The organism is Streptomyces sp. NPDC058697 (assembly GCF_042715345.1).
In the GTDB taxonomy this organism is placed as follows: domain Bacteria; phylum Actinomycetota; class Actinomycetes; order Streptomycetales; family Streptomycetaceae; genus Streptomyces; species Streptomyces liliifuscus.
Window position 1 is genome coordinate 22388 of record NZ_JBHXSU010000022.1, and the last position, 17055, is coordinate 39442.

Annotated in this window: 18 protein-coding genes; 7 read left to right on the top strand and 11 right to left on the bottom strand. The window is 69.0% G+C overall.

Translation table 11 applies throughout. The features are described from left to right. Positions 1-59 precede the first annotated feature (59 nt). Positions 60-668, top strand: coding sequence for a hypothetical protein (locus ACFWXQ_RS36110; protein ID WP_383937448.1), 609 nt, complete (start codon positions 60-62; stop codon positions 666-668). Positions 669-694: 26 nt separating this feature from the next. Here the strand turns inward: ACFWXQ_RS36110 and ACFWXQ_RS36115 are convergent, their stop codons facing one another. The 3 genes from ACFWXQ_RS36115 to ACFWXQ_RS36125 form a co-directional block, all read right to left on the bottom strand. After that, entirely contained in the window at positions 695-1180 is a 486-nt protein-coding gene (locus ACFWXQ_RS36115) for a MarR family transcriptional regulator (RefSeq protein WP_383937450.1), read from the bottom strand. A 61-nt stretch (positions 1181-1241) separates the two neighbouring features. Continuing rightward, the gene (locus tag ACFWXQ_RS36120) at positions 1242-1829 is read right to left on the bottom strand and encodes a Uma2 family endonuclease (RefSeq protein WP_383937452.1); all 588 of its coding nucleotides are present in this window, start codon (positions 1827-1829) and stop codon (positions 1242-1244) included. An 88-nt stretch (positions 1830-1917) separates the two neighbouring features. Beyond that, positions 1918-2601 (bottom strand): SGNH/GDSL hydrolase family protein, encoded by a 684-nt coding sequence (locus tag ACFWXQ_RS36125; protein WP_383937454.1) that lies wholly within the window; start codon positions 2599-2601, stop codon positions 1918-1920. 88 nt (positions 2602-2689) lie between these two features. Between ACFWXQ_RS36125 and ACFWXQ_RS36130 the strand changes: the two genes are divergently transcribed. Then, positions 2690-3682, top strand: a complete 993-nt coding sequence (locus ACFWXQ_RS36130; protein ID WP_383937455.1) for a WD40 repeat domain-containing protein — start codon at positions 2690-2692, stop codon at positions 3680-3682. Positions 3683-3768: 86 nt separating this feature from the next. On the opposite strand, the gene ACFWXQ_RS36135 is transcribed toward ACFWXQ_RS36130, so the two are convergent. Further along, positions 3769-4533 (bottom strand): TetR/AcrR family transcriptional regulator, encoded by a 765-nt coding sequence (locus ACFWXQ_RS36135; RefSeq protein ID WP_383937457.1) that lies wholly within the window; start codon positions 4531-4533, stop codon positions 3769-3771. Between the two features lie 169 nt (positions 4534-4702). Between ACFWXQ_RS36135 and ACFWXQ_RS36140 the strand changes: the two genes are divergently transcribed. From ACFWXQ_RS36140 to ACFWXQ_RS36155, 4 genes are all read left to right on the top strand, one after another. Then, positions 4703-5722: an ATP-binding cassette domain-containing protein gene (locus tag ACFWXQ_RS36140; RefSeq protein ID WP_383937459.1), complete on the top strand. Its 1020-nt coding sequence runs from the start codon at positions 4703-4705 to the stop codon at positions 5720-5722. Then, positions 5719-6600, top strand: coding sequence for an ABC transporter permease (locus tag ACFWXQ_RS36145; protein WP_383937461.1), 882 nt, complete (start codon positions 5719-5721; stop codon positions 6598-6600). The genes ACFWXQ_RS36140 and ACFWXQ_RS36145 overlap by 4 nt, the downstream gene beginning before the upstream one ends. 226 nt (positions 6601-6826) lie before the next feature. Beyond that, positions 6827-8386, top strand: a complete 1560-nt coding sequence (locus tag ACFWXQ_RS36150; RefSeq protein ID WP_383937463.1) for a cellulase family glycosylhydrolase — start codon at positions 6827-6829, stop codon at positions 8384-8386. A 415-nt stretch (positions 8387-8801) separates the two neighbouring features. Then, complete coding sequence (locus tag ACFWXQ_RS36155; RefSeq protein ID WP_383937532.1) at positions 8802-8990, top strand: DUF397 domain-containing protein; 189 nt, start codon at positions 8802-8804, stop codon at positions 8988-8990. Positions 8991-9351: 361 nt separating this feature from the next. Here the strand turns inward: ACFWXQ_RS36155 and ACFWXQ_RS36160 are convergent, their stop codons facing one another. From ACFWXQ_RS36160 to serC, 3 genes are all read right to left on the bottom strand, one after another. Then, positions 9352-9693: a hypothetical protein gene (locus tag ACFWXQ_RS36160; RefSeq protein ID WP_383937465.1), complete on the bottom strand. Its 342-nt coding sequence runs from the start codon at positions 9691-9693 to the stop codon at positions 9352-9354. Positions 9694-9949: 256 nt separating this feature from the next. Then, positions 9950-10846, bottom strand: a complete 897-nt coding sequence (locus tag ACFWXQ_RS36165) for a helix-turn-helix domain-containing protein (RefSeq protein WP_383937467.1) — start codon at positions 10844-10846, stop codon at positions 9950-9952. A gap of 354 nt (positions 10847-11200) precedes the next feature. Further along, the gene (gene serC, locus ACFWXQ_RS36170) at positions 11201-12319 is read right to left on the bottom strand and encodes a phosphoserine transaminase (protein ID WP_383937469.1); all 1119 of its coding nucleotides are present in this window, start codon (positions 12317-12319) and stop codon (positions 11201-11203) included. Between the two features lie 202 nt (positions 12320-12521). Between serC and ACFWXQ_RS36175 the strand changes: the two genes are divergently transcribed. Continuing rightward, a complete protein-coding gene (locus ACFWXQ_RS36175) occupies positions 12522-14108 on the top strand; it encodes a protein kinase (RefSeq protein ID WP_383937471.1) in 1587 nt (528 codons plus the stop codon). A gap of 48 nt (positions 14109-14156) precedes the next feature. On the opposite strand, the gene ACFWXQ_RS36180 is transcribed toward ACFWXQ_RS36175, so the two are convergent. The 4 genes from ACFWXQ_RS36180 to ACFWXQ_RS36195 all read right to left on the bottom strand — a co-directional run bounded on the left by ACFWXQ_RS36180 (position 14157) and on the right by ACFWXQ_RS36195 (position 16972). Continuing rightward, the gene (locus ACFWXQ_RS36180; RefSeq protein WP_383937473.1) at positions 14157-15428 is read right to left on the bottom strand and encodes a cytochrome P450; all 1272 of its coding nucleotides are present in this window, start codon (positions 15426-15428) and stop codon (positions 14157-14159) included. Continuing rightward, positions 15425-16096, bottom strand: coding sequence for an ATP/GTP-binding protein (locus tag ACFWXQ_RS36185; RefSeq protein WP_383937534.1), 672 nt, complete (start codon positions 16094-16096; stop codon positions 15425-15427). The genes ACFWXQ_RS36180 and ACFWXQ_RS36185 overlap by 4 nt, the downstream gene beginning before the upstream one ends. A gap of 133 nt (positions 16097-16229) precedes the next feature. Continuing rightward, a complete protein-coding gene (locus ACFWXQ_RS36190) occupies positions 16230-16586 on the bottom strand; it encodes a DUF742 domain-containing protein (RefSeq protein WP_383937475.1) in 357 nt (118 codons plus the stop codon). After that, positions 16583-16972: a roadblock/LC7 domain-containing protein gene (locus ACFWXQ_RS36195; protein WP_234048755.1), complete on the bottom strand. Its 390-nt coding sequence runs from the start codon at positions 16970-16972 to the stop codon at positions 16583-16585. The genes ACFWXQ_RS36190 and ACFWXQ_RS36195 overlap by 4 nt, the downstream gene beginning before the upstream one ends. Positions 16973-17055 lie beyond the last annotated feature (83 nt).

Here is a 17055-nt window from a genome sequence, read left to right on the forward strand (position 1 = left end):
CGAGGTCGAGGGCATGCTGAGAGCGAGGCGGCGACGCGCGACTGAAGGGGGGCGGTCTCGTGACGGTCGACGAGTCGTGGGAGAAGGTCGAGCGGTGGCTGGCGCGGTATGCGCCCGAGGACGAACTGCCGGAGCCGGCCGGGCGGGACGACATCGCGAGACTGTCGGATCAGGCCGGCATCCGCCTTCCGCCGGACATCGAACAGTCGCTGCTCCGGCACAACGGCTCGGGGCTCGTCACGGTCGTCCCGCCCGGCTTCGTTCTGTACGGCGTCGACGAGATCGCGCGCTCCTACACCGAGTGGCACGTCCTCAAGAGCGACGAGCCCGTGTACGCGCCCATCGGCAGCCTCGGCCCGTTGGAGATGACGGTCGACACGAGGACGGGACACATCGGGAGCTACGACCCCGTGCAGGGGTACGTCCGGGACGGCGGTCCGCTCGGGGTGTCGTTCTCGGCCCTGCTGGCATTCGTGGCGGACGCTCTGGACTCCGCCCCGCCGTGGATCGCGATGCTGCCGGGCGAGGAAGAGTGGGAGGCGACACACGAGGACGCCGATTTCCCCGGCACCCTCTCCTGGACGGACGAACCCCGCGAACCTGCCGACTGGGACATGGACAGTCTCAGCCGCCGGTTCGGGTTCACCGACGACGGCAACAGCTCCTGACGCACCGGCGAAGCTGTTCCGGCCGATCATTCCGGCAGGTCGCTGTCCCCGCCCAGGTTCGCTATCACCCGGCGAAGGACATCGAGCGTGGCCACGTACTCCTCCTCCGTGATCCCGGCGTGTGTCTGCTCGTGGGCTCGGAGGTTGCGTTCCTTGGCTCGGAGGCGGCCTGCTTCTCCCGCCTCGGTGAGGGTGAGGGTGAGGGTGGCGGTGCCTGCGGCGTCCTCCGTCAGCCAGCCGCGGCTCGCCAGGTCGTCGAAGACCTCGGTGAAGTCGATGCCCTGGTCGTCGTAGCGGGTGAGTTTGGCGGCGAGTTCGGCGCGGGTCCAGTGGGCCGGGGACGCGGCGATGTGGTTGAGGATCCACCAGTGGGGCTGGGTGAGCGACTCCGTCGCCAGCTCCCTGCGGATCCGGCCCACCACCTCACGGTGGGCGGCGCCCGTCCAGTAGCCGATGGGCTGGGCGGCGAGCTGCCGGCGGGGGTACGGGGTGAGCTGCTGGGGTGTGGTCATGAACCGACCGTAGGAGCTCAAGTTTGGTTGAGGTCAAGAGGGTCGAGGGCGAGGCGGGGCGTCAGTCCCGGGGGAACTCGTCCGTCTTGAGGGTGAGGCCGAGAACCGTGCCCGTCATGTCGACGTCCGCGCCGAAGCCGACGGAGGTTTCGATGACGTACTCCCCGTCCTTGGGCTGTGTGTAGAGGTGGCACTTGCCCTGGTACGGGTCGGCGATCAGGTAGACGGGGACCTCGGCGGCGGCGTAGGCGTCCTTTTTGGGGCCGTAGTCGTTCTGGGCCGTCCCCCTTGAGATGACCTCGGCGACGAACTGGACGTCCTTGCAGAGCCAGTACCCGTTCTCGGCCTTGGAAGCGTCCTCGGCCATCACCGTCACATCGCTTGCGAAGCCATTGAGATAGCCCGGGTAGTCGACACGGACGTCGGACTTCACGCGCTTCCGGGGATACTTGGTCCGGAGCTGCTCGTAGAGGTCCGCGATGATCTCCCAGTGAGTGTCCCGCTGCGGCGACATGAAGATGGCCCCCTCGACGATCTCAACCTTGTATCCCTCGGGGACGGGCATCCGCTCCAGGTGCTCGAACAGCATGTCGAGCGTGAGGCCCTTGCTCTCGTTGGCCATCTCGATCCTGTCTTCAAGGACGGTCATCGTGGCGCTCCTCCCCGGCCGCTCCTCGGACGAGTGCAGCCGCGCGGTACAACGATACGCACGGTGACCAGGGCACGCCGTGATTCGGTCAGGCGGTTTCGGCCTCGTACGGACCGCCCACGTCCCACGCCTGATGCATCGCCTCGGCGAAGGCGGCCGCCAGTTTGTGTTCGCCGGAGGCGTTGGGGTGGGTGCCGTCGTACGTGTCGTGGGTGATGTCGTACGAGGGCGGGACCGAGGCCAGGAGGAGGGGGGACCCGGGCTCGTCCAGGTCCGCGACCGTCTTCGCGAGGAGCTCGTTGAAGAGGGCGACCTCGCGGGCGAAGGGCGCGTCCGTCTCCGCCCTCGTGTTCGGGATCACCGGGAGGATGACCATCGCCACGCGGGGGTTCGCCGAGCGGGCCTCGGCGATGAAGGTGCGGGCGTTCTCCGCCGTCTGGGCCGCGTTCGTGTAGAAGCCCAGGTCGATCAGGCCGAGGGAGACGAGCAGGACGTCCGCGCGTGACCTGCGGACCGCGTCCGCGATCAGCGGGGTCAGGTGGTGCCAGCCCTCGCCCCACCCCGCCAGATGGGCGCGGGGGAAGTCCTGGTCGGCGTACTCGTACGAGTCGGCGGTCTCCGTGGCCTTGTCGTAGAGCGTCTCGCGAGGGCCGACGATCTTGAAGGGGCCGCCGTACGTCGCGCGCAGGTGCTGCCACATCCGGTAACGCCAAGTGTGTTCGCCGGCGCTTCCGATGGTCATGGAATCGCCGACGGGCATGAACCTGAGCATCCGCTCATCATGGACGATCCGCGGAACGGGCAGGGTGTGAGGCTGGACACGCCCGCTGAACCGGCGGCCGGGATGGCAGGCTTGGGGCATGCGTCGCTCGCTTGCGTTCCTTTTCGGGGCCCTCCTCGCCGGGGTGCTCGTCGCGCCCGCCGTTGCCGCCGACAGCGCCGGTTCGGAGGGGGCGGACGGGTTCACGATCGAGGACCCCCGGATCACCGAGTCCAGCGGGCTCGTCGCCTCCCGCGCCCACCCCGGTGTCTACTGGACCCACAACGACAGCGACGACGGGGCCTTCCTCTACGCCGTCGACAGCAAGACCGGCGAGACCGTCGCCACCGTCACCATGACGGGCGTCGGCCGGCCCCGGGACGTCGAGGCCATCTCCATGGGCCCGAACGGCCACCTCTACGTCGGCGACATCGGCGACAACCTCGGCGGCACCTGGGACCACGTCTGGATCTACGAACTGCCCGAGCCGAAGCAGCTCAAGAACCAGACCGTCCGCGCCACCCAGTACGACGTGAAGTACGCCGACGGGGCGCGCGACGCCGAGGCGCTGATGGTCCACCCGAAGACCGGGCGCGTCTACATCGTCTCGAAGAACGAGGACGGGGGCGGGCTGTACGAGGGACCCGCCAAGCTCACCCCCTCCGGCACCAACACCTTCGAGCGCATCGGCGCCATCGACCTCTGGGTCACCGACGGCGCCTTCTCCCCCGACGGCAAGCAGCTCGCCGTACGCGGCTACTTCGGCGGTATCGCGTACGACTGGAACGGCGGGAAAGTGAAGAAGGAGGGGCGGCTGAGCGTGCCGCTCCAGGGGCAGGGCGAGTCGATGGCGTACACCCCCGACGGATCCACGCTGTTGTACGGGAGTGAGGGCTCGGGCAGCTCGGTGGAGCCGGGGAACGTGCCGGGCGGGGGTGGCGGAGACGGGAAGTCGCCTTCCGGGGAAGGCAGTTCGGCCGATGAGGGTGGGGGTGGTGACGGGATGAACGCCGACATCAAGATGGGGGCGGTTGCGTTGGTGGTTGCCCTGGCCGTCATCTATGGCCTCAAGCGGTTGCTGCGGCGCGACTGAGTGCCTGCCTGGTGCGAAGCGCCGTTGATGCCTGCGGGTTCGCCGTGGCTGGTCGCGCAGTTCCCCGCGCCCCTGAAGGGCGCCCCCTAGCGGGCGCCTCTGCGCTCCACCAGTGTCTCCAAGCCGTCCAGGATCCGCTGGAGGCCGAAGTCGAAGTGGTCGAAGTCGGAGCCGAAGGCGTCCTCGGCGAGTGAGGCCATCACGGGGTAGCGGCCGCCGGTCATGACCTCCTCCAGGATCGGGGCCTGGGCGGCCCAGAACTCCGCGTCCGTCAGACCCGTCCTGCGCTCCGCCTCCTGCGTGTACAGCTGGGAGCGGGCGGCCCCGATGACGTACGCGTCGATCATGATGACCACCGAGACCAGCTCCGGGTCGCTCAGGCCCATGGGCTTGATGCGGGAGATCACCTTCTCCATGCCGTCGATGGCGCTGGGGCCGAGGACCGGGCGGGACTGGTTGACCTGCAGCAGCCAGGGGTGGCGCTGGTAGAGGGCGAGGCTTTCGCGGCCGAGCACCTCCAGGGCGGAGCGCCAGTTGTCGCCGAAGACGGCCGTGTCGTCGCCCGTGCTCTGGACGCGGTCCAGCATCAGGTCGAGCAGCTCGCCCTTGCCGGGGACGTACCGGTAGAGGGACATCGTGCCGGTGCCGAGCTCCGTGGAGAGCTTGCGCATCGAGACGGCCTCCAGCCCTTCCGTGTCCGCGATCCGGACCGCCGCTTCCACGATCCGGTCGAGCGTGAGGCCCGGCTTGGGCCCGCGGCTGCGGCGGGGGCCGGTGTCCCACAGCAGGTGGAGGGTGCGGACGATGTCTCCGCTCCCGCTGGTCTCCGTGCCGCCCGAGCCGCTTGTCATGGACCTCAGAATAATCCCTTGGACCAAAACTGGGTACGGTGTACTCTCAATGGGGTACGGCGTACTCAGTTTAGGGAACGGGTTCCAGGATCGGATTCCAGGAACGGGCTTCAGGAACGGGCTTCAGGAACGGGCTTCAGGAACGGGCTTCAATGGATGGGGGAGTGCTGTGAGCGGTTACGCGGTGAGGGCCGAGGGGCTCGAGAAGAGGTACGGGGAGAAGCGGGCGCTCGACAGCTTCGACCTGGCCGTGCGGGAGGGCACGGTGCACGGCCTGCTCGGGCCGAACGGCGCGGGCAAGACGACCGCCGTCCGCATCCTCTCCACGCTGGTGAAGTTGGACGGGGGAAGCGCCCGGGTGGCGGGCCTGGATGTCGCACGGCAGCCGCGGGAGGTACGGGCGCGGATCGGGCTCACCGGCCAGTACGCGGCGGTGGACGAGGTGCTCACCGGCCGGCAGAACCTGGAGATGTTCGGGCGGCTGTTCCACCTGGGCGGGCGCCGGGCGCGGCTGCGGGCGGGCGAGCTGCTGGAGCAGTTCGACCTGACCGAGGCGGCGGACAAGGGGGTCGGGAAGTACAGCGGCGGCATGCGGCGGCGCCTGGACCTCGCCGCGTCGATGATCCTCACCCCGCGCGTGCTGTTCCTGGACGAGCCGACGACCGGCCTCGACCCGCGCGGCCGGGGTGAAGTCTGGGACTCCGTACGGGCGTTGGTCAGCGGCGGCACCACCGTGCTGCTGACCACGCAGTATCTGGAGGAGGCGGACAAGCTCGCCTCGCACATCACTGTGATCGACCAGGGGCGCTCCATCGCCGACGACACCCCGGACGGGCTGAAGAGCACGGTGGGCGGCGACCGGATCGAGGTCGTCGTCGCCGAGCGGGCCGACATCGCGCGGGCGGTGAAGGTCGTCGCCCGTGTCTCGGACGGCGAACCGGAGTCGGACGAGACCGAGTTGAGGGTGCACGCGCCCGTGACCGACCGGGTCGCGGCGCTCACCGAGGTGGCCCGCACCCTCCAGGACGAGGGCGTCCGCGTGGAGGACATCGGCCTGCGCAGGCCGAGCCTCGACGATGTGTTCCTGCGCCTGACCGGTCACCGTACGGATGTCACCGAGGACGAGCCGAACGTGAAGAGCGTGAAGGGCACTCGGGGTGCCGAGGACACGAAGGAGGCCGTGGCATGAGCGGCACGCTCGAAGCGACAGGGACGCCGACCGGGGGGCCGACAGGGGGGCCGGCAGGGGCATCGGCCGGGACGTCGGCCGTCGACGAACACGGCCGTGCGTACTGGGCGTTGGCCGACTGCTGGAACGTCGTCCGGCGCGGGCTCACCCACTACCAGCGCCAACCGATCAACATCGCCTGGCAGTTGGGCTTCCCGATCCTGTCCGTGCTGCTGTACGGGTACGTCTTCGGCAGCGCGATGCAGGTGCCGGGCGGCGGTGACTACCGGGACTTCCTGATGCCGGGCATGTTCGTGATGACGATGGCCTTCGGGTTCATCAACACCGCGACGCTCGTCGTGTACGACTCCACCAATGGCGTCATCGACCGGTTCCGCTCCATGCCGATGGCGCCGTCCGCCGTCGTCGCGGGGCGCGGGGTCACCGATCTCATCGTCGCCTGCGCCGAGTTGACGATCCTGATGCTCACCGCGGTCGCCATGGGCTGGCGCCCCGACGGCGGCTTCGGATTCCTGGGGGCCTTCGCGCTGCTGCTGTGGCTGCGGTTCGCGCTGATCTGGCTCGGGGTGTGGCTCGGGCTGCTCGTGCCCAACCCGGAGGCCGCGGGCGGTCTGTTCGCGGTCGCGTTCCCGCTGACGATGATCTCCAGCATCTTCGTCGCCCCGCAGCTGATGCCGGACTGGCTCGGCCATGTGGCGGCCTGGAACCCGATCTCGTCGACGGCCGCGGCCACCCGCGAACTGTTCGGCACACCGGTGGGCAGCGGCGACTCGTGGGTCGAGCAGCACGCGCTGCTGATGGCGGGCGTATGGCCGCTGATCCTCACGCTGATCTTCGTGCCGCTGGCGGTACGGAGGTTCCAGAAGCTCAGCAAGTAGTAGTCAGTTGTCGTCAGTAGCAGCCAGTAGTAGCCAGTAGTAGCCAGTAGTAGTCGGTCGCGCTTGTGCGGCTGCGGGCGGCGTGCGGTGTTCGGGACCTCAAGTGTCCCGAATGCCGCACGACTTCTTGACGTGTCCACGCGGGATCCCTTCCATGGGGATGCGTGGTGTGGTGGGAGCGCTCCCACCCGTTCCGGGCCCGCGCCTCCCGAGAGGAAGCAGCGACATGTTCCGCAGCTTGCGAAGAGCGCTGTGTGCTGCCGCCGCGGCGCTCCTGTTACCGCTGGCCGGTGTGCAGACGGTCGCCCACGCCGACCCGGCGGCCGCAGTGGACCGGGCGGCCGGGGCGGCGGCCGCTCCCGGAGCCGGTTATTGGCACACCAGCGGCCGGCAGATCCTGGACGCGGCCGGTCAGCCCGTACGGATCGCCGGCATCAACTGGTTCGGCTTCGAGACCGCCAACTACACGCCCCACGGCCTCTGGGCGCGCGACTACAAGAGCATGATCGACCAGATGAAGTCGCTCGGCTACAACACCATCCGGCTGCCGTACAGCGACGACCTCTTCAAGAGCGGCACCGTACCCAACAGCATCGACTTCTCCGGCGGCAAGAACGCCGATCTCCAGGGCCTCGGCTCCCTCCAGATCATGGACAGGATCGTGGCGTACGCGGGTCAGGGCGGCCTCAAGGTCGTACTGGACCGGCATCGTCCGGACGCGGCGGGCCAGTCGGCGCTCTGGTACACCTCCGCGGTCCCGGAGTCGACGTGGATCGCCAACCTCAGGGCGCTGGCGACCCGTTACCGGGGCAACCCCACTGTGATCGGCATAGACCTCCACAACGAGCCGCACGATCCGGCCTGTTGGGGATGCGGCGACACGGCGAGGGACTGGCGCCTGGCCGCCCAGCGCGCCGGAAACGCGGTCCTGTCGGTCAACCCCGAGCTGCTGATATTCGTGGAGGGAGTGCAGACGTTCAACGGCGTGTCGGGCTGGTGGGGCGGCAACCTGATGGGTGTGGCCCAGTACCCGGTCCAGCTGGATGTCCCGAACCGGGTCGTCTACTCGGCCCACGACTACGCCACGAGCGTGGCCCAGCAGAGCTGGTTCAGCGACCCGACTTTCCCTGCCAACATGCCGGGCATCTGGGACAAGTACTGGGGCTACATCTTCAAGCAGAACATCGCGCCGGTGTGGGTGGGCGAGTTCGGTACGACGCTCCAGTCGACGATCGACCAGAAGTGGCTTGCCGCGCTGGTGAGTTACCTCCGGCCCACGAGCACGTACGGCGCCGACAGCATCTCCTGGACCTTCTGGTCCTGGAACCCCAACTCCGGTGACACGGGCGGGATCCTCAAGGACGACTGGACGACCGTGGACACGGTGAAGGACGGATACCTGGCGAGCGTGAAGGCGCCGGGCTTTCCGGGCGGCGGGGGTGACCCGGGCGGTCCCGGCGACCCGGGTGACCCGGGAGGGGGCACGGCGGCCTGCACCGCCGTCTACACCGTCAGCAGCGACTGGGGCGGAGGCTTCAACGCCGAGGTGAAGGTGACCAATTCGGGCACGACCGCGCTCAAGTCCTGGAAAACCACGTGGACTTGGCCCGGCGCCCAGAAGGTCACCAGCATGTGGAACGCCTCGTACACGCAGAGCGGTTCGACGGTGATCGCGTCGAACGCCGACCACAACGGAACGGTCGCGGTGGGCGGTTCGGCGAGCTTCGGGTTCGGGGGCGCACCGGGCGGGGGCGGGGCACCGGCGGTGAGCTGCACGGCGACGTGAACCGCACGGCCGTACGTACCGCATGAGAAAAGGGTGCCCGGTGGTTCGCCGGGCATCCTTTTCAGCGTGCGTTCGTCGTCGCCCGTGCGGAGTCGATGGTCCTGATGCTCACCGAGGTCCCCGTGGGGCGGCGGCCTGATCCGCCTGGGCCGGAATCAGCCTAGGCCCGATGAGTTTGGAGACCCTAACCTGAATAGTGACAAAATGGGATCAGGATTGAGTGATCGACGGCTCGGTTGTGACGTGCTCTGGCCGCTCCCGCCGTCACCCTGCGCGGCTTCCTGCCAATGCAATAGCGTGCGCCAGGAGGCAACGGCAGGAGATACGGGGGTATCTCGGACATGCATGGCTCGGGGAGTGCGGTCACCTGTCTGGTGGCGCGAGGGAGTCGAGGGTGGCCGATGGGGACCTTCCCGTGCTCATCTGGCGCAAAAGCAGCGCCTGCGACCCGGATGGTTGTGTCGAAGTCGCCTTCGGGGGAGGAGGGGTCCGAGTGCGCGATTCCAAGCGCCCAACTGAGCCCAACGTGGCTTTCTCCTCCGAGACTTGGAGTCACTTCCTGCGCAACTTATGCGGGCGATCTCCGGACCGGACGGTGAGATGAGCGATTTTCGGCCTTCGGTGTAGGGGATCGACGGGGCGGGAGGTGCATGTGGTTCGATTGGGGCTCTCGGCGACACGGCATCCAGAGCACCACCAGAGGCGCCAAGGAAGACTGGCTGGGGACGTGATGGGGGATTCCACCGGACCACCGCATGCGATGCGGAATGCGGAAACAGACGGGCCGAGGCCCTTATTGCCGCTCGCTGTCGTCATGGTCGTCATCTGTGTACTGGCCGGCGGCACAGCGACCACGGCAGGGGTACTTCTGTCCTTCACCGTCGCCGCCGAGGCTCGTCCCTGGGTCTGGGCAGCCGTCGGCGCCCTCACCGCGGGGGGTGCGGGGTTGCTTCTTGACCGCGGTACTACGGCTGCGGCTCGCCGGTTCCCGAACCTTGTGGCCCGGGCTCCCGCTGACCGGTACCGGCCGCCGGATCGATAGGGACCGGATCGGTGGGCGGCGGATTGGGGAGTGGCTCCGGACGCCGCGCTCGTATTCGAAGCCATGCCCAGAAACCGCCGGTCAGACCACTCAAACCGGCGATGCTCCATGCCAGTTGAAGGATGGAGGGGGCCGCGTTCGGGTCGACGGCTCGAGTGAGGGCGGAAAGCAGCATCGCCACCACCCACACGACGATGGTTGCCACCGGTAGTAGAAACACCAACCAGAGGCTTGTTCTGCGGAAGTTGATCTGTGCCGTGTCCACGTACAGGACGTCACGTATCAGGTCGCGCCAGGTCGGAGGGCGGCCCGTCAGCGGCGGCGGTCCTGGGAGAACGGAGGGGGGAACTTCGGCGTCATCCGTGTCCGGGGCGTCGCCGGGCTGTCGAGCCGGTCCTTGCTCGGGCACGGCGAATCGCTCGCTGAGCCGTACCCGTTGGTCCCGTATCCATGTGAAGAACCCCGTCACGGGTCTCTCCCGGTCTCTGCCCGACTGTTGCCAGTGGGGATGTCGCTTCCTACTAGGACGGGCTGTCCGGCAGGCCTGCCGAAGTATCGACGAGGCCGTTCGGGTATTGCGTGATGATCTCGTCGATGAAGGCGGTCATCCGGTCCCCGAAGAGGGCTCCGGCGCGGGAGTTCTGGAAATCGGTCAGGTAGTTGTCGACGACCGACTGGTCGTTCCGTGTGGTGAAAGCGCCGCTCGCCGTCTCCGTGAACAGCACGTCGTCGTCATCCGTGAAGGTCAGCGCGATCGATCCACTGCGCAGCACCGGATGGTCGCCGACGGTGAAAGGCACAACGCCCAAGGCGACATGGGGAAGTTCCGCCGCGGACTTCAGGTACTGGAGTTGGGTGCGCATCACGGCCGGTCCACCGACCCAGCGGCGCAGCGCGGCCTCGTCCACCAGGAAGTTCAGTTCCGGCTTCTCGTCTCCGCGCAGCAGTCGTTCCTGGCGTTCGCCGCGCAGGCCGACGATGGCTTCGAGGCGCTCGGGTGAGTTCCGCTTCTCCTGGAGGGCGCGGGTGTAGTCCTCTGTCTGAAGCAGTCCCGGAATGAAGGTCGGGTGGTAGGCGAACAACGAGTCCGCGGTGCCCTCGAACCCCAGATAGGTCGCGAACTGTGGATCCACGACGTCCCGGTACGGACTCCACCAGGGGGGCCTGCGGCTGCCTCGGGTGGAGTCCTCCAGCTCCTGGCGGATCGCCGCATCGTTTATGCCGTAGAGGTCGAGCAGAGCACGCAGGTCGGTCACCGAGACGCCGACCGACCCGCCCTCGATGCGGATGACCTTCGATGGGGACCAGGACAAGGCGTCGGCGACGTCCGGTTGGTTGAGGCCGGCCTTCTTTCGGAACGTGCGCAGCGCGAGGCGAACCTTGCGCCGTTCAAGTGCCGGGTCCTTCGGGGTGGCCATGGCCCTGCGCTCCTGCCTCTCCGGGGTCCTGCTCCGCGATGTGATACCAACGATTGCCGCTGTCAATCTGCCAGGTGGCAGATTGACCGTAGCAGACTGTTGACGGCTGTTTGTTGGCAGCACTCGTAACCTCGCCGATGGCTGCCTGGCTCAGCCTACCTCCGGGTGACAGGAAACGCGTAACCGCTCTTCCGGGGCTCGATGGTGACGGTGTGTCACATAGTGCGAAAAGGTGTCTCCCAGTGTTCGGCGGATGCGTCGGAACCTGCCGGGGATACGAAAAAGGCCTGGTCCACCAGCCGTTCGCGGCTGGTGGACCAGGCCTTGCCGAAAGAGTCGGCGGACCCTGACCGGCTACAGCTTCTCGATCACGTAGTCGATGCACTTCGTGAGGGACTCGATGTCCGCCGGGTCGATCGCGGGGAACATGGCGACACGGAGCTGGTTGCGGCCAAGCTTGCGGTAGGGCTCGGTGTCGACGATGCCGTTGGCGCGCAGGACCTTGGCGACGGCGGCCGCGTCCACGTCGTCGGTGAAGTCGATCGTGCCGATGACCTGGGAGCGCTTGGCCGGGTCGGTGACGAACGGGTTCGCGTACTTGACGTCCTCGGCCCAGCCGTAGAGCGTGCGCGAGGAGGTCGCCGTGCGGCGGACCGACCAGTCGAGGCCGCCCTGGCCGTTGATCCACTCCAGCTGGTCGTTCAGCAGGAAGAGGGTCGCGAGGGCCGGGGTGTTGTACGTCTGGTTCTTGCGGGAGTTGTCGATCGCCGTGGGCAGGCTGAAGAACTCCGGGACGTGGCGTCCGCTCGCGTGGACGCGCTCGGCGCGCTCGATGGCGGCCGGGGAGAAGATCCCGATCCACAGGCCGCCGTCCGCGGCGAAGGACTTCTGCGGGGCGAAGTAGTAGACGTCCGTCTCGGCGATGTCGACCGGCAGGCCGCCCGCGCCGCTCGTCGCGTCCACGAGGACGAGGGAGCCCTCGTCGGCGCCCGAGACGCGCTTGACCGGGGCCGCGACGCCGGTGGAGGTCTCGTTGTGCGTGAGCGCGTACACGTCCACGCCCGACTGGGCGACCGGCTCCGGGTGCGTGCCCGGCTCGGAGGTGATGACGTCCGGGTCGGCGAGCCAGGGGGCGAGCTTGGCGGCCTTCGCGAACTTCGAGCTGAACTCACCGAAGGTGAGGTGCTGCGACTTGTTCTCGATCAGGCCGTGCGTCGCGACGTCCCAGAACGCGGTGGAGCCGCCGTTGCCGAGGACGACCTCGTAGCCCTCGGGGAGCTGGAAGAGGTCGCGCACACCCTCGCGGACCTTCCCCACGAGGTTCTTCACCGGGGCCTGGCGGTGGGACGTGCCCATCAGGGACGTGCCGGTCGCGGCGAGCGCGGTGAGCGACTCCGTACGCACCTTGGAGGGGCCCGCGCCGAAACGGCCGTCGGCGGGCTTGAGGTCAGCGGGGATCTGGATATCAGCCACGACGGGAGCGTATCCGTTTCCGGAAACGTGGGTGAAACGTCGTCCGGCCGATGAGACGGCGAAGAGACAGCGGGGGGCGACCGCGGCGGCACGGTGTTCGCACGGCGTCCGCACTGCGTCCGCATGACTTTCCCCGCTGGGAGCCCTCTCGTGGAATTCCGTCCTCCGCGCCACACTCGGAGAGCCGGGCAAAGGGGAGGCCATGGACGTTCTGGGTGACGGACGGTACGCATTACTGGAGCATCTCGGCGACGGTGGCATGGGTGACGTCTGGCGGGCCGAGGACCGGCTGATGGGGAGGGCCGTCGCGGTCAAGCTGCTGCGGGTCGAGCACATGGGCAACGCGGAGATGCAGCGGAGGTTCCTGCGGGAGTGGCAGGTGACCGCTCGTCTGGAGCACGAGAACGTGGTGCGGGCGTACGACTGCGGCTGGGGGGAGAGCGGCGGACAGCACGTCATGTTCCTCGTCATGGAGGCACTCGACGGTACGTCCCTGCGCGGCCGCATGGCCCTGCCGGGCAACCGTCAACTGCCCGTGAAGACGGCGATCCGGTGGGGCGGCCAGATCTGCCGGGCACTTGAGGCCGCCCACGCGCACGGGCTGGTGCACCGCGACCTCAAGCCCGCCAACGTCCAGATCACCAGCGACGACAAGGCGGTACTTCTCGACTTCGGGATCGCCTGCTTTCAGGAGGACGAGGAAGGGCACACCCGGATCACTCCTGCCGGCTGGGTCGTGGGGACCGGGCCCTACATGTCCCCGGAGCAGAGTCGGGGCGAACCGGTGAGCGGTCGTTCGGACCTGTACTCGCTCGGGTGCCTGCTGTACGCGATGCTGACGGGCCGCCCACCGTTCACGGACGGTGATGTGCTGCAACAGCACCGGTACGCGCTGCCGTTGGATCCGCGAGCCCACCGTCGGGACATCCCGGACGATCTGAACGCCCTCGTCATGGATCTGCTGGAGAAGCGGCCCGAGGACCGTCCCGCCACCGCCGCCGAGGTACGGGGGCGGCTTGGCCGGGTGGACACACGGCGTGCGCAGCAACAGGAGTGGTCCAGCCACGAGTTCCGCTCGGAGGCGACCCCGTCGCCTCCCTCGGCCGACCATGCGGGCCGTGCGGGCCATGCGGGCCGCGACGACCGTGAGGAGGACCATGAGGAGCCGGCGCCTGAGCCCGGCCCGAGGGCCGCCTCACCGCGACGGCCCGTTCCCCGCCCCCTTCCCGCGCGGGGCTACGCCTCGGGACTCACGGAGTGGTTCGAGATGACAGGCGCCGGGCTGATCACGGGTCTCGGCACCTTCGCCCTGCTCCTCGGCGCCGGCGGCGTCGGCACAGGGGCCTCCCTCCTCTGGGGCAGCGGGGCCGCGGTCGTTCTCCTCCTTGTCGGCGTCATGGCCGAGTACCGGATCGCTGACGGTGTCGACATCGACGGCGCGTTGGGCTGCGTCGTACTTCTCGCATACGCGGTGCTCCTTGCCGGATGCGTCTGGCTCATGGCCGTGAGAGCCGACTTCCCCTGGTACTACGACCTGCTCATTGGTCTCGGTCTCAGCATGGGAGCCACCTTCCTCACGGTGGTCGCTTTCACGGCAGGTGACGAGACGGGTCTGAGCCAGGGCGCGGGCGTACTGGCGATGCTGGGCGCGACGCTGCTCGGCTTTCTCAGCTCCGTCCTCTTCGCGTCGCAGCTGCACTTCGCCTGGTGGTCGACCCTGATGTCGGGTCTGGGGGTGGCGACGGCCGGGCTTCTGCTGATCCTGGGCGTGTACGTGGCCGCAGCGTGAGCGAGCCGAGCCCGTTCGTGGCGGAAGCGGACGTCATACGGGTGGGCGTCACACGGGCAGGCCTCCGAGAGGCGGCGCAGGGGTGAAGCGCACAGGGAGGTTCGTCAGGCCTCGCAGCCACGGCGAGGGCCGGCGCGTCAACGAGTTGGCGGGGACGGTCAGGTCGATGTCCGGGAGGCGGTCCAGGACTACCTCTATGGCTGTGCGGGCGATGACCTCCGCTATTTCCTGGGCCGGGAACGGGCAGCGGTGTTCGCCGTGGCCGAAGGAGAAGTGTGCGCTGTTGCCGCCGGTCAGGGCGGAACTGTGGGTGCGGACCTGCGGGTCGTGGTTGGCGGCCTGGAGGCCGAGCAGCAGGAGGTCACCGGCGCGCACGGACCGCCCCGCGAGCCGTGTGTCGCGGGCGGCCCAGCGCCCGGCCACGTTCTGCGTGGGCGTGTCCTCCCACAGCACCTCGTTCATGGCCTCGGCGACACTGCGCCGCCCGCCAAAGAGCGAGGCCGCGAACCGCTCGTCCGTGAGCATCAGCCGCAGCGAGTTGCCGATCCAGTCGGCGGTCGGCTGGTGCCCCGCGGCCATCATGACCATCAGGTCCTGGGTGATCTCCTCGTGCGTGAAGCCGCCGCCCGAGCCCCCTCCCGCATGTCCCCCGTGTCCTCCGTGTGCCCGCGCGAGCATCCGGCTGACCACGTCGTCCGCGGGCCGCGCCGCCCGGTCCGCCACCAGGTGGGCCATCGCGGCGGCCACGTGCAACTGCCCGGCGATGGCGTCCTCGTGACCGTCGACCATGTCGTTCAGGGCGGCGACGAGCCCGGGGCCCTGTTCGTCGGCGAAGCCGTAGAGCGTGGCCAGGACGCGTACGGGGAGCAGGGCCGCGTAGTCCGCGACCAGGTCCGTCGCGCCCTTGGCGCACACCGCGTCGATGAGTTCGTCGGCGAACCGCTCGGCGAGGGTACGCAGTTCGAAGGCGTCGACGGCTTCGAGGGCGTCGCTGACCATCGCGGCCCGCTCGCGATGGCGTTCGCCGACGGTGTAGAGGATGGACGGCTGTCCGCGGCCGATCAGCGGCAGCAGCGGCCAGTCGTCGGGGACCCGGTCCCACTGGTTCCAGAGGCCGGAGTCGCGGCTGAACAGCACGGGATCCCCGGTGACTTGGTGCAGCTCACGGTATCCGAGCACGAGCCAGGCCGGGATGTCCCCGTCGAGCAGCACCGACGCCACGGCACCGTGCTCGCGCCTCAACTCCCGGTACAGCTCGGCGGGTTCGGCGAGGAACCGGGGCCCGTTGAGACGTACGGGGGCGGGGTCGGCGGGGTTCACCTGGCCAACTCCTGCGGGGGTGCGGAGACTTGGTCCTGCGGCGCACTGGGGGCGGCGCCCTCGGCCGCGTACGGACTCCTTGCGGCCCGTACCCTCTCGATGACCTGCGGGTCCTCGGCGAGGTACAGGCTCTTGATGTGTTCGACCAGCGTGATCAGGACGCGTTTGCCGGACTCGCGGGAGCGCGCGTCGCAGTCGACGAGCGGGATGTGCGGGGCGAGGTCGAGGGCGTCGCGGACCTGTTCGAGCGGGTGGGCGGGGCCGCCGAAGTCGTTGCGGGCCACGATGAACGGCGTACCGAGGCGTTCGAGCCGGTCGATGGCGTACCAGGAGTCGTCGATGCGCCGGGTGTCGACGAGGACGACCGCGCCGAGCGCGCCGGTGAAGAGCCGGTCCCAGAGGTACCAGAAGCGTTCCTGGCCGGGCGCGCCGAAGAGGTAGAGCACGGTGCGGGCGCTGAGCGTGATGCGGCCGAAGTCGAACGCGACGGTCGTCCGGGACTTGCCGGGCACCGCGCTGACGTCGTCGACCGCCTCGCCGGCCCGCGTGATCGTCTCCTCGGTGCTGAGGGGGCGGATCTCGCTCACCGAGTGGATCATCGTCGTCTTGCCGACGCCGAAACCGCCGACGACCACGATCTTCAGCCCGTTGTCGGCGGACGCCTGCAGGGGCGTACGAACCTCGGGCGCACGGTCCTCGGGCGTACGCGGGTCGGGCGTACGGTCCTTGGGCGTACGGGCGTCGGACGTCGTGCCGTCCCCGGACGTACCCGTGTCGGGTGTCCGGGCGGCGGCGGCCGGTTCAGAGGTTGCGGAGTCCAACGAGCACCTGCTCCAGGATGTCGGGATCGGGGCGGCCGGCGATTTCGGCCCTGCGCGGGTGGCGGGCGCTGACGCGGCCCTCGGCGAGGAGGTCGGAGAGCAGGATCTTCGTGATGCTGACCGGCAGCCGAAGCTCCGCGGCGACCTCCGCGACGGCGGTGGGCCGTTCGGCGAGGCGCAGGATCGCCGCGTGCTCCGACTGCATGCCGGGGACCGCGTCGCACTCGGCCACGACCAGGGTCACCAGGTCGAACGGGGTTCCGGGCATGGACCGGCTGCGCCCTTGCGTGACGGTGTAGAGCCGGTCGGGCGCGTCGTCCCTGCCCGGGCGGCTCATGACGTACGTGGCTGCGCGCTCAGTGACGTACGGGGCTGTGAACTCAGGTGTTCGCCGAGCTGCTCCACGAGCTCGGCCATGTTGTGCCCGACGAGCCCGGGGTCCGCCTCCTCGGCCGTGACCAGGGCCAGGTGCGCGCCCTCGCCCGCCTCCACGATGAACAGGACCCCGCCGTAGAACTCGGCCATCGCCGACCGTACGCCTCCGGTGCCGTCCCCGAACTCCATGGACGCCCCGTGGGACAGCGACTGGATACCGGCGGCGATCGCGGCGAGCTGGTCCGCCTGGTCGACGGAGAGTTCCGGCGTACGGCACAGCTTCAGGCCGTCCCGGGAGAGCACGAGCGCGTGCCGGGCGCCGGGGGTGCGCGCCAGCATGCCCTGCATGAGCCAGGTCAGCTTCTCCTCGGTGGAGGCGGAGGAGTAGGCGGTGGGGGAGGCGAATGCGGCGACGGCGGCCGTGGCCGTGC

What these genes read in the sequence shown, in the direction of transcription:
- ACFWXQ_RS36150 (WP_383937463.1), top strand. Translation starts at nt 6,827, where the DNA reads ATGTTCCGCAGCTTGCGAAGAGCGCTGTGTGCTGCCGCCGCGGCGCTC.
- ACFWXQ_RS36175 (WP_383937471.1), top strand. Translation starts at nt 12,522, where the DNA reads ATGGACGTTCTGGGTGACGGACGGTACGCATTACTGGAGCATCTCGGC.
- ACFWXQ_RS36130 (WP_383937455.1), top strand. Translation starts at nt 2,690, where the DNA reads ATGCGTCGCTCGCTTGCGTTCCTTTTCGGGGCCCTCCTCGCCGGGGTG.
- ACFWXQ_RS36125 (WP_383937454.1), bottom strand. Translation starts at nt 2,601, where the DNA reads ATGCTCAGGTTCATGCCCGTCGGCGATTCCATGACCATCGGAAGCGCC.
- ACFWXQ_RS36165 (WP_383937467.1), bottom strand. Translation starts at nt 10,846, where the DNA reads ATGGCCACCCCGAAGGACCCGGCACTTGAACGGCGCAAGGTTCGCCTC.
- ACFWXQ_RS36115 (WP_383937450.1), bottom strand. Translation starts at nt 1,180, where the DNA reads ATGACCACACCCCAGCAGCTCACCCCGTACCCCCGCCGGCAGCTCGCC.
- ACFWXQ_RS36135 (WP_383937457.1), bottom strand. Translation starts at nt 4,533, where the DNA reads ATGACAAGCGGCTCGGGCGGCACGGAGACCAGCGGGAGCGGAGACATC.
- ACFWXQ_RS36120 (WP_383937452.1), bottom strand. Translation starts at nt 1,829, where the DNA reads ATGACCGTCCTTGAAGACAGGATCGAGATGGCCAACGAGAGCAAGGGC.
- ACFWXQ_RS36190 (WP_383937475.1), bottom strand. Translation starts at nt 16,586, where the DNA reads ATGAGCCGCCCGGGCAGGGACGACGCGCCCGACCGGCTCTACACCGTC.
- ACFWXQ_RS36145 (WP_383937461.1), top strand. Translation starts at nt 5,719, where the DNA reads ATGAGCGGCACGCTCGAAGCGACAGGGACGCCGACCGGGGGGCCGACA.
- ACFWXQ_RS36195 (WP_234048755.1), bottom strand. Translation starts at nt 16,972, where the DNA reads ATGCAGGGCATGCTGGCGCGCACCCCCGGCGCCCGGCACGCGCTCGTG.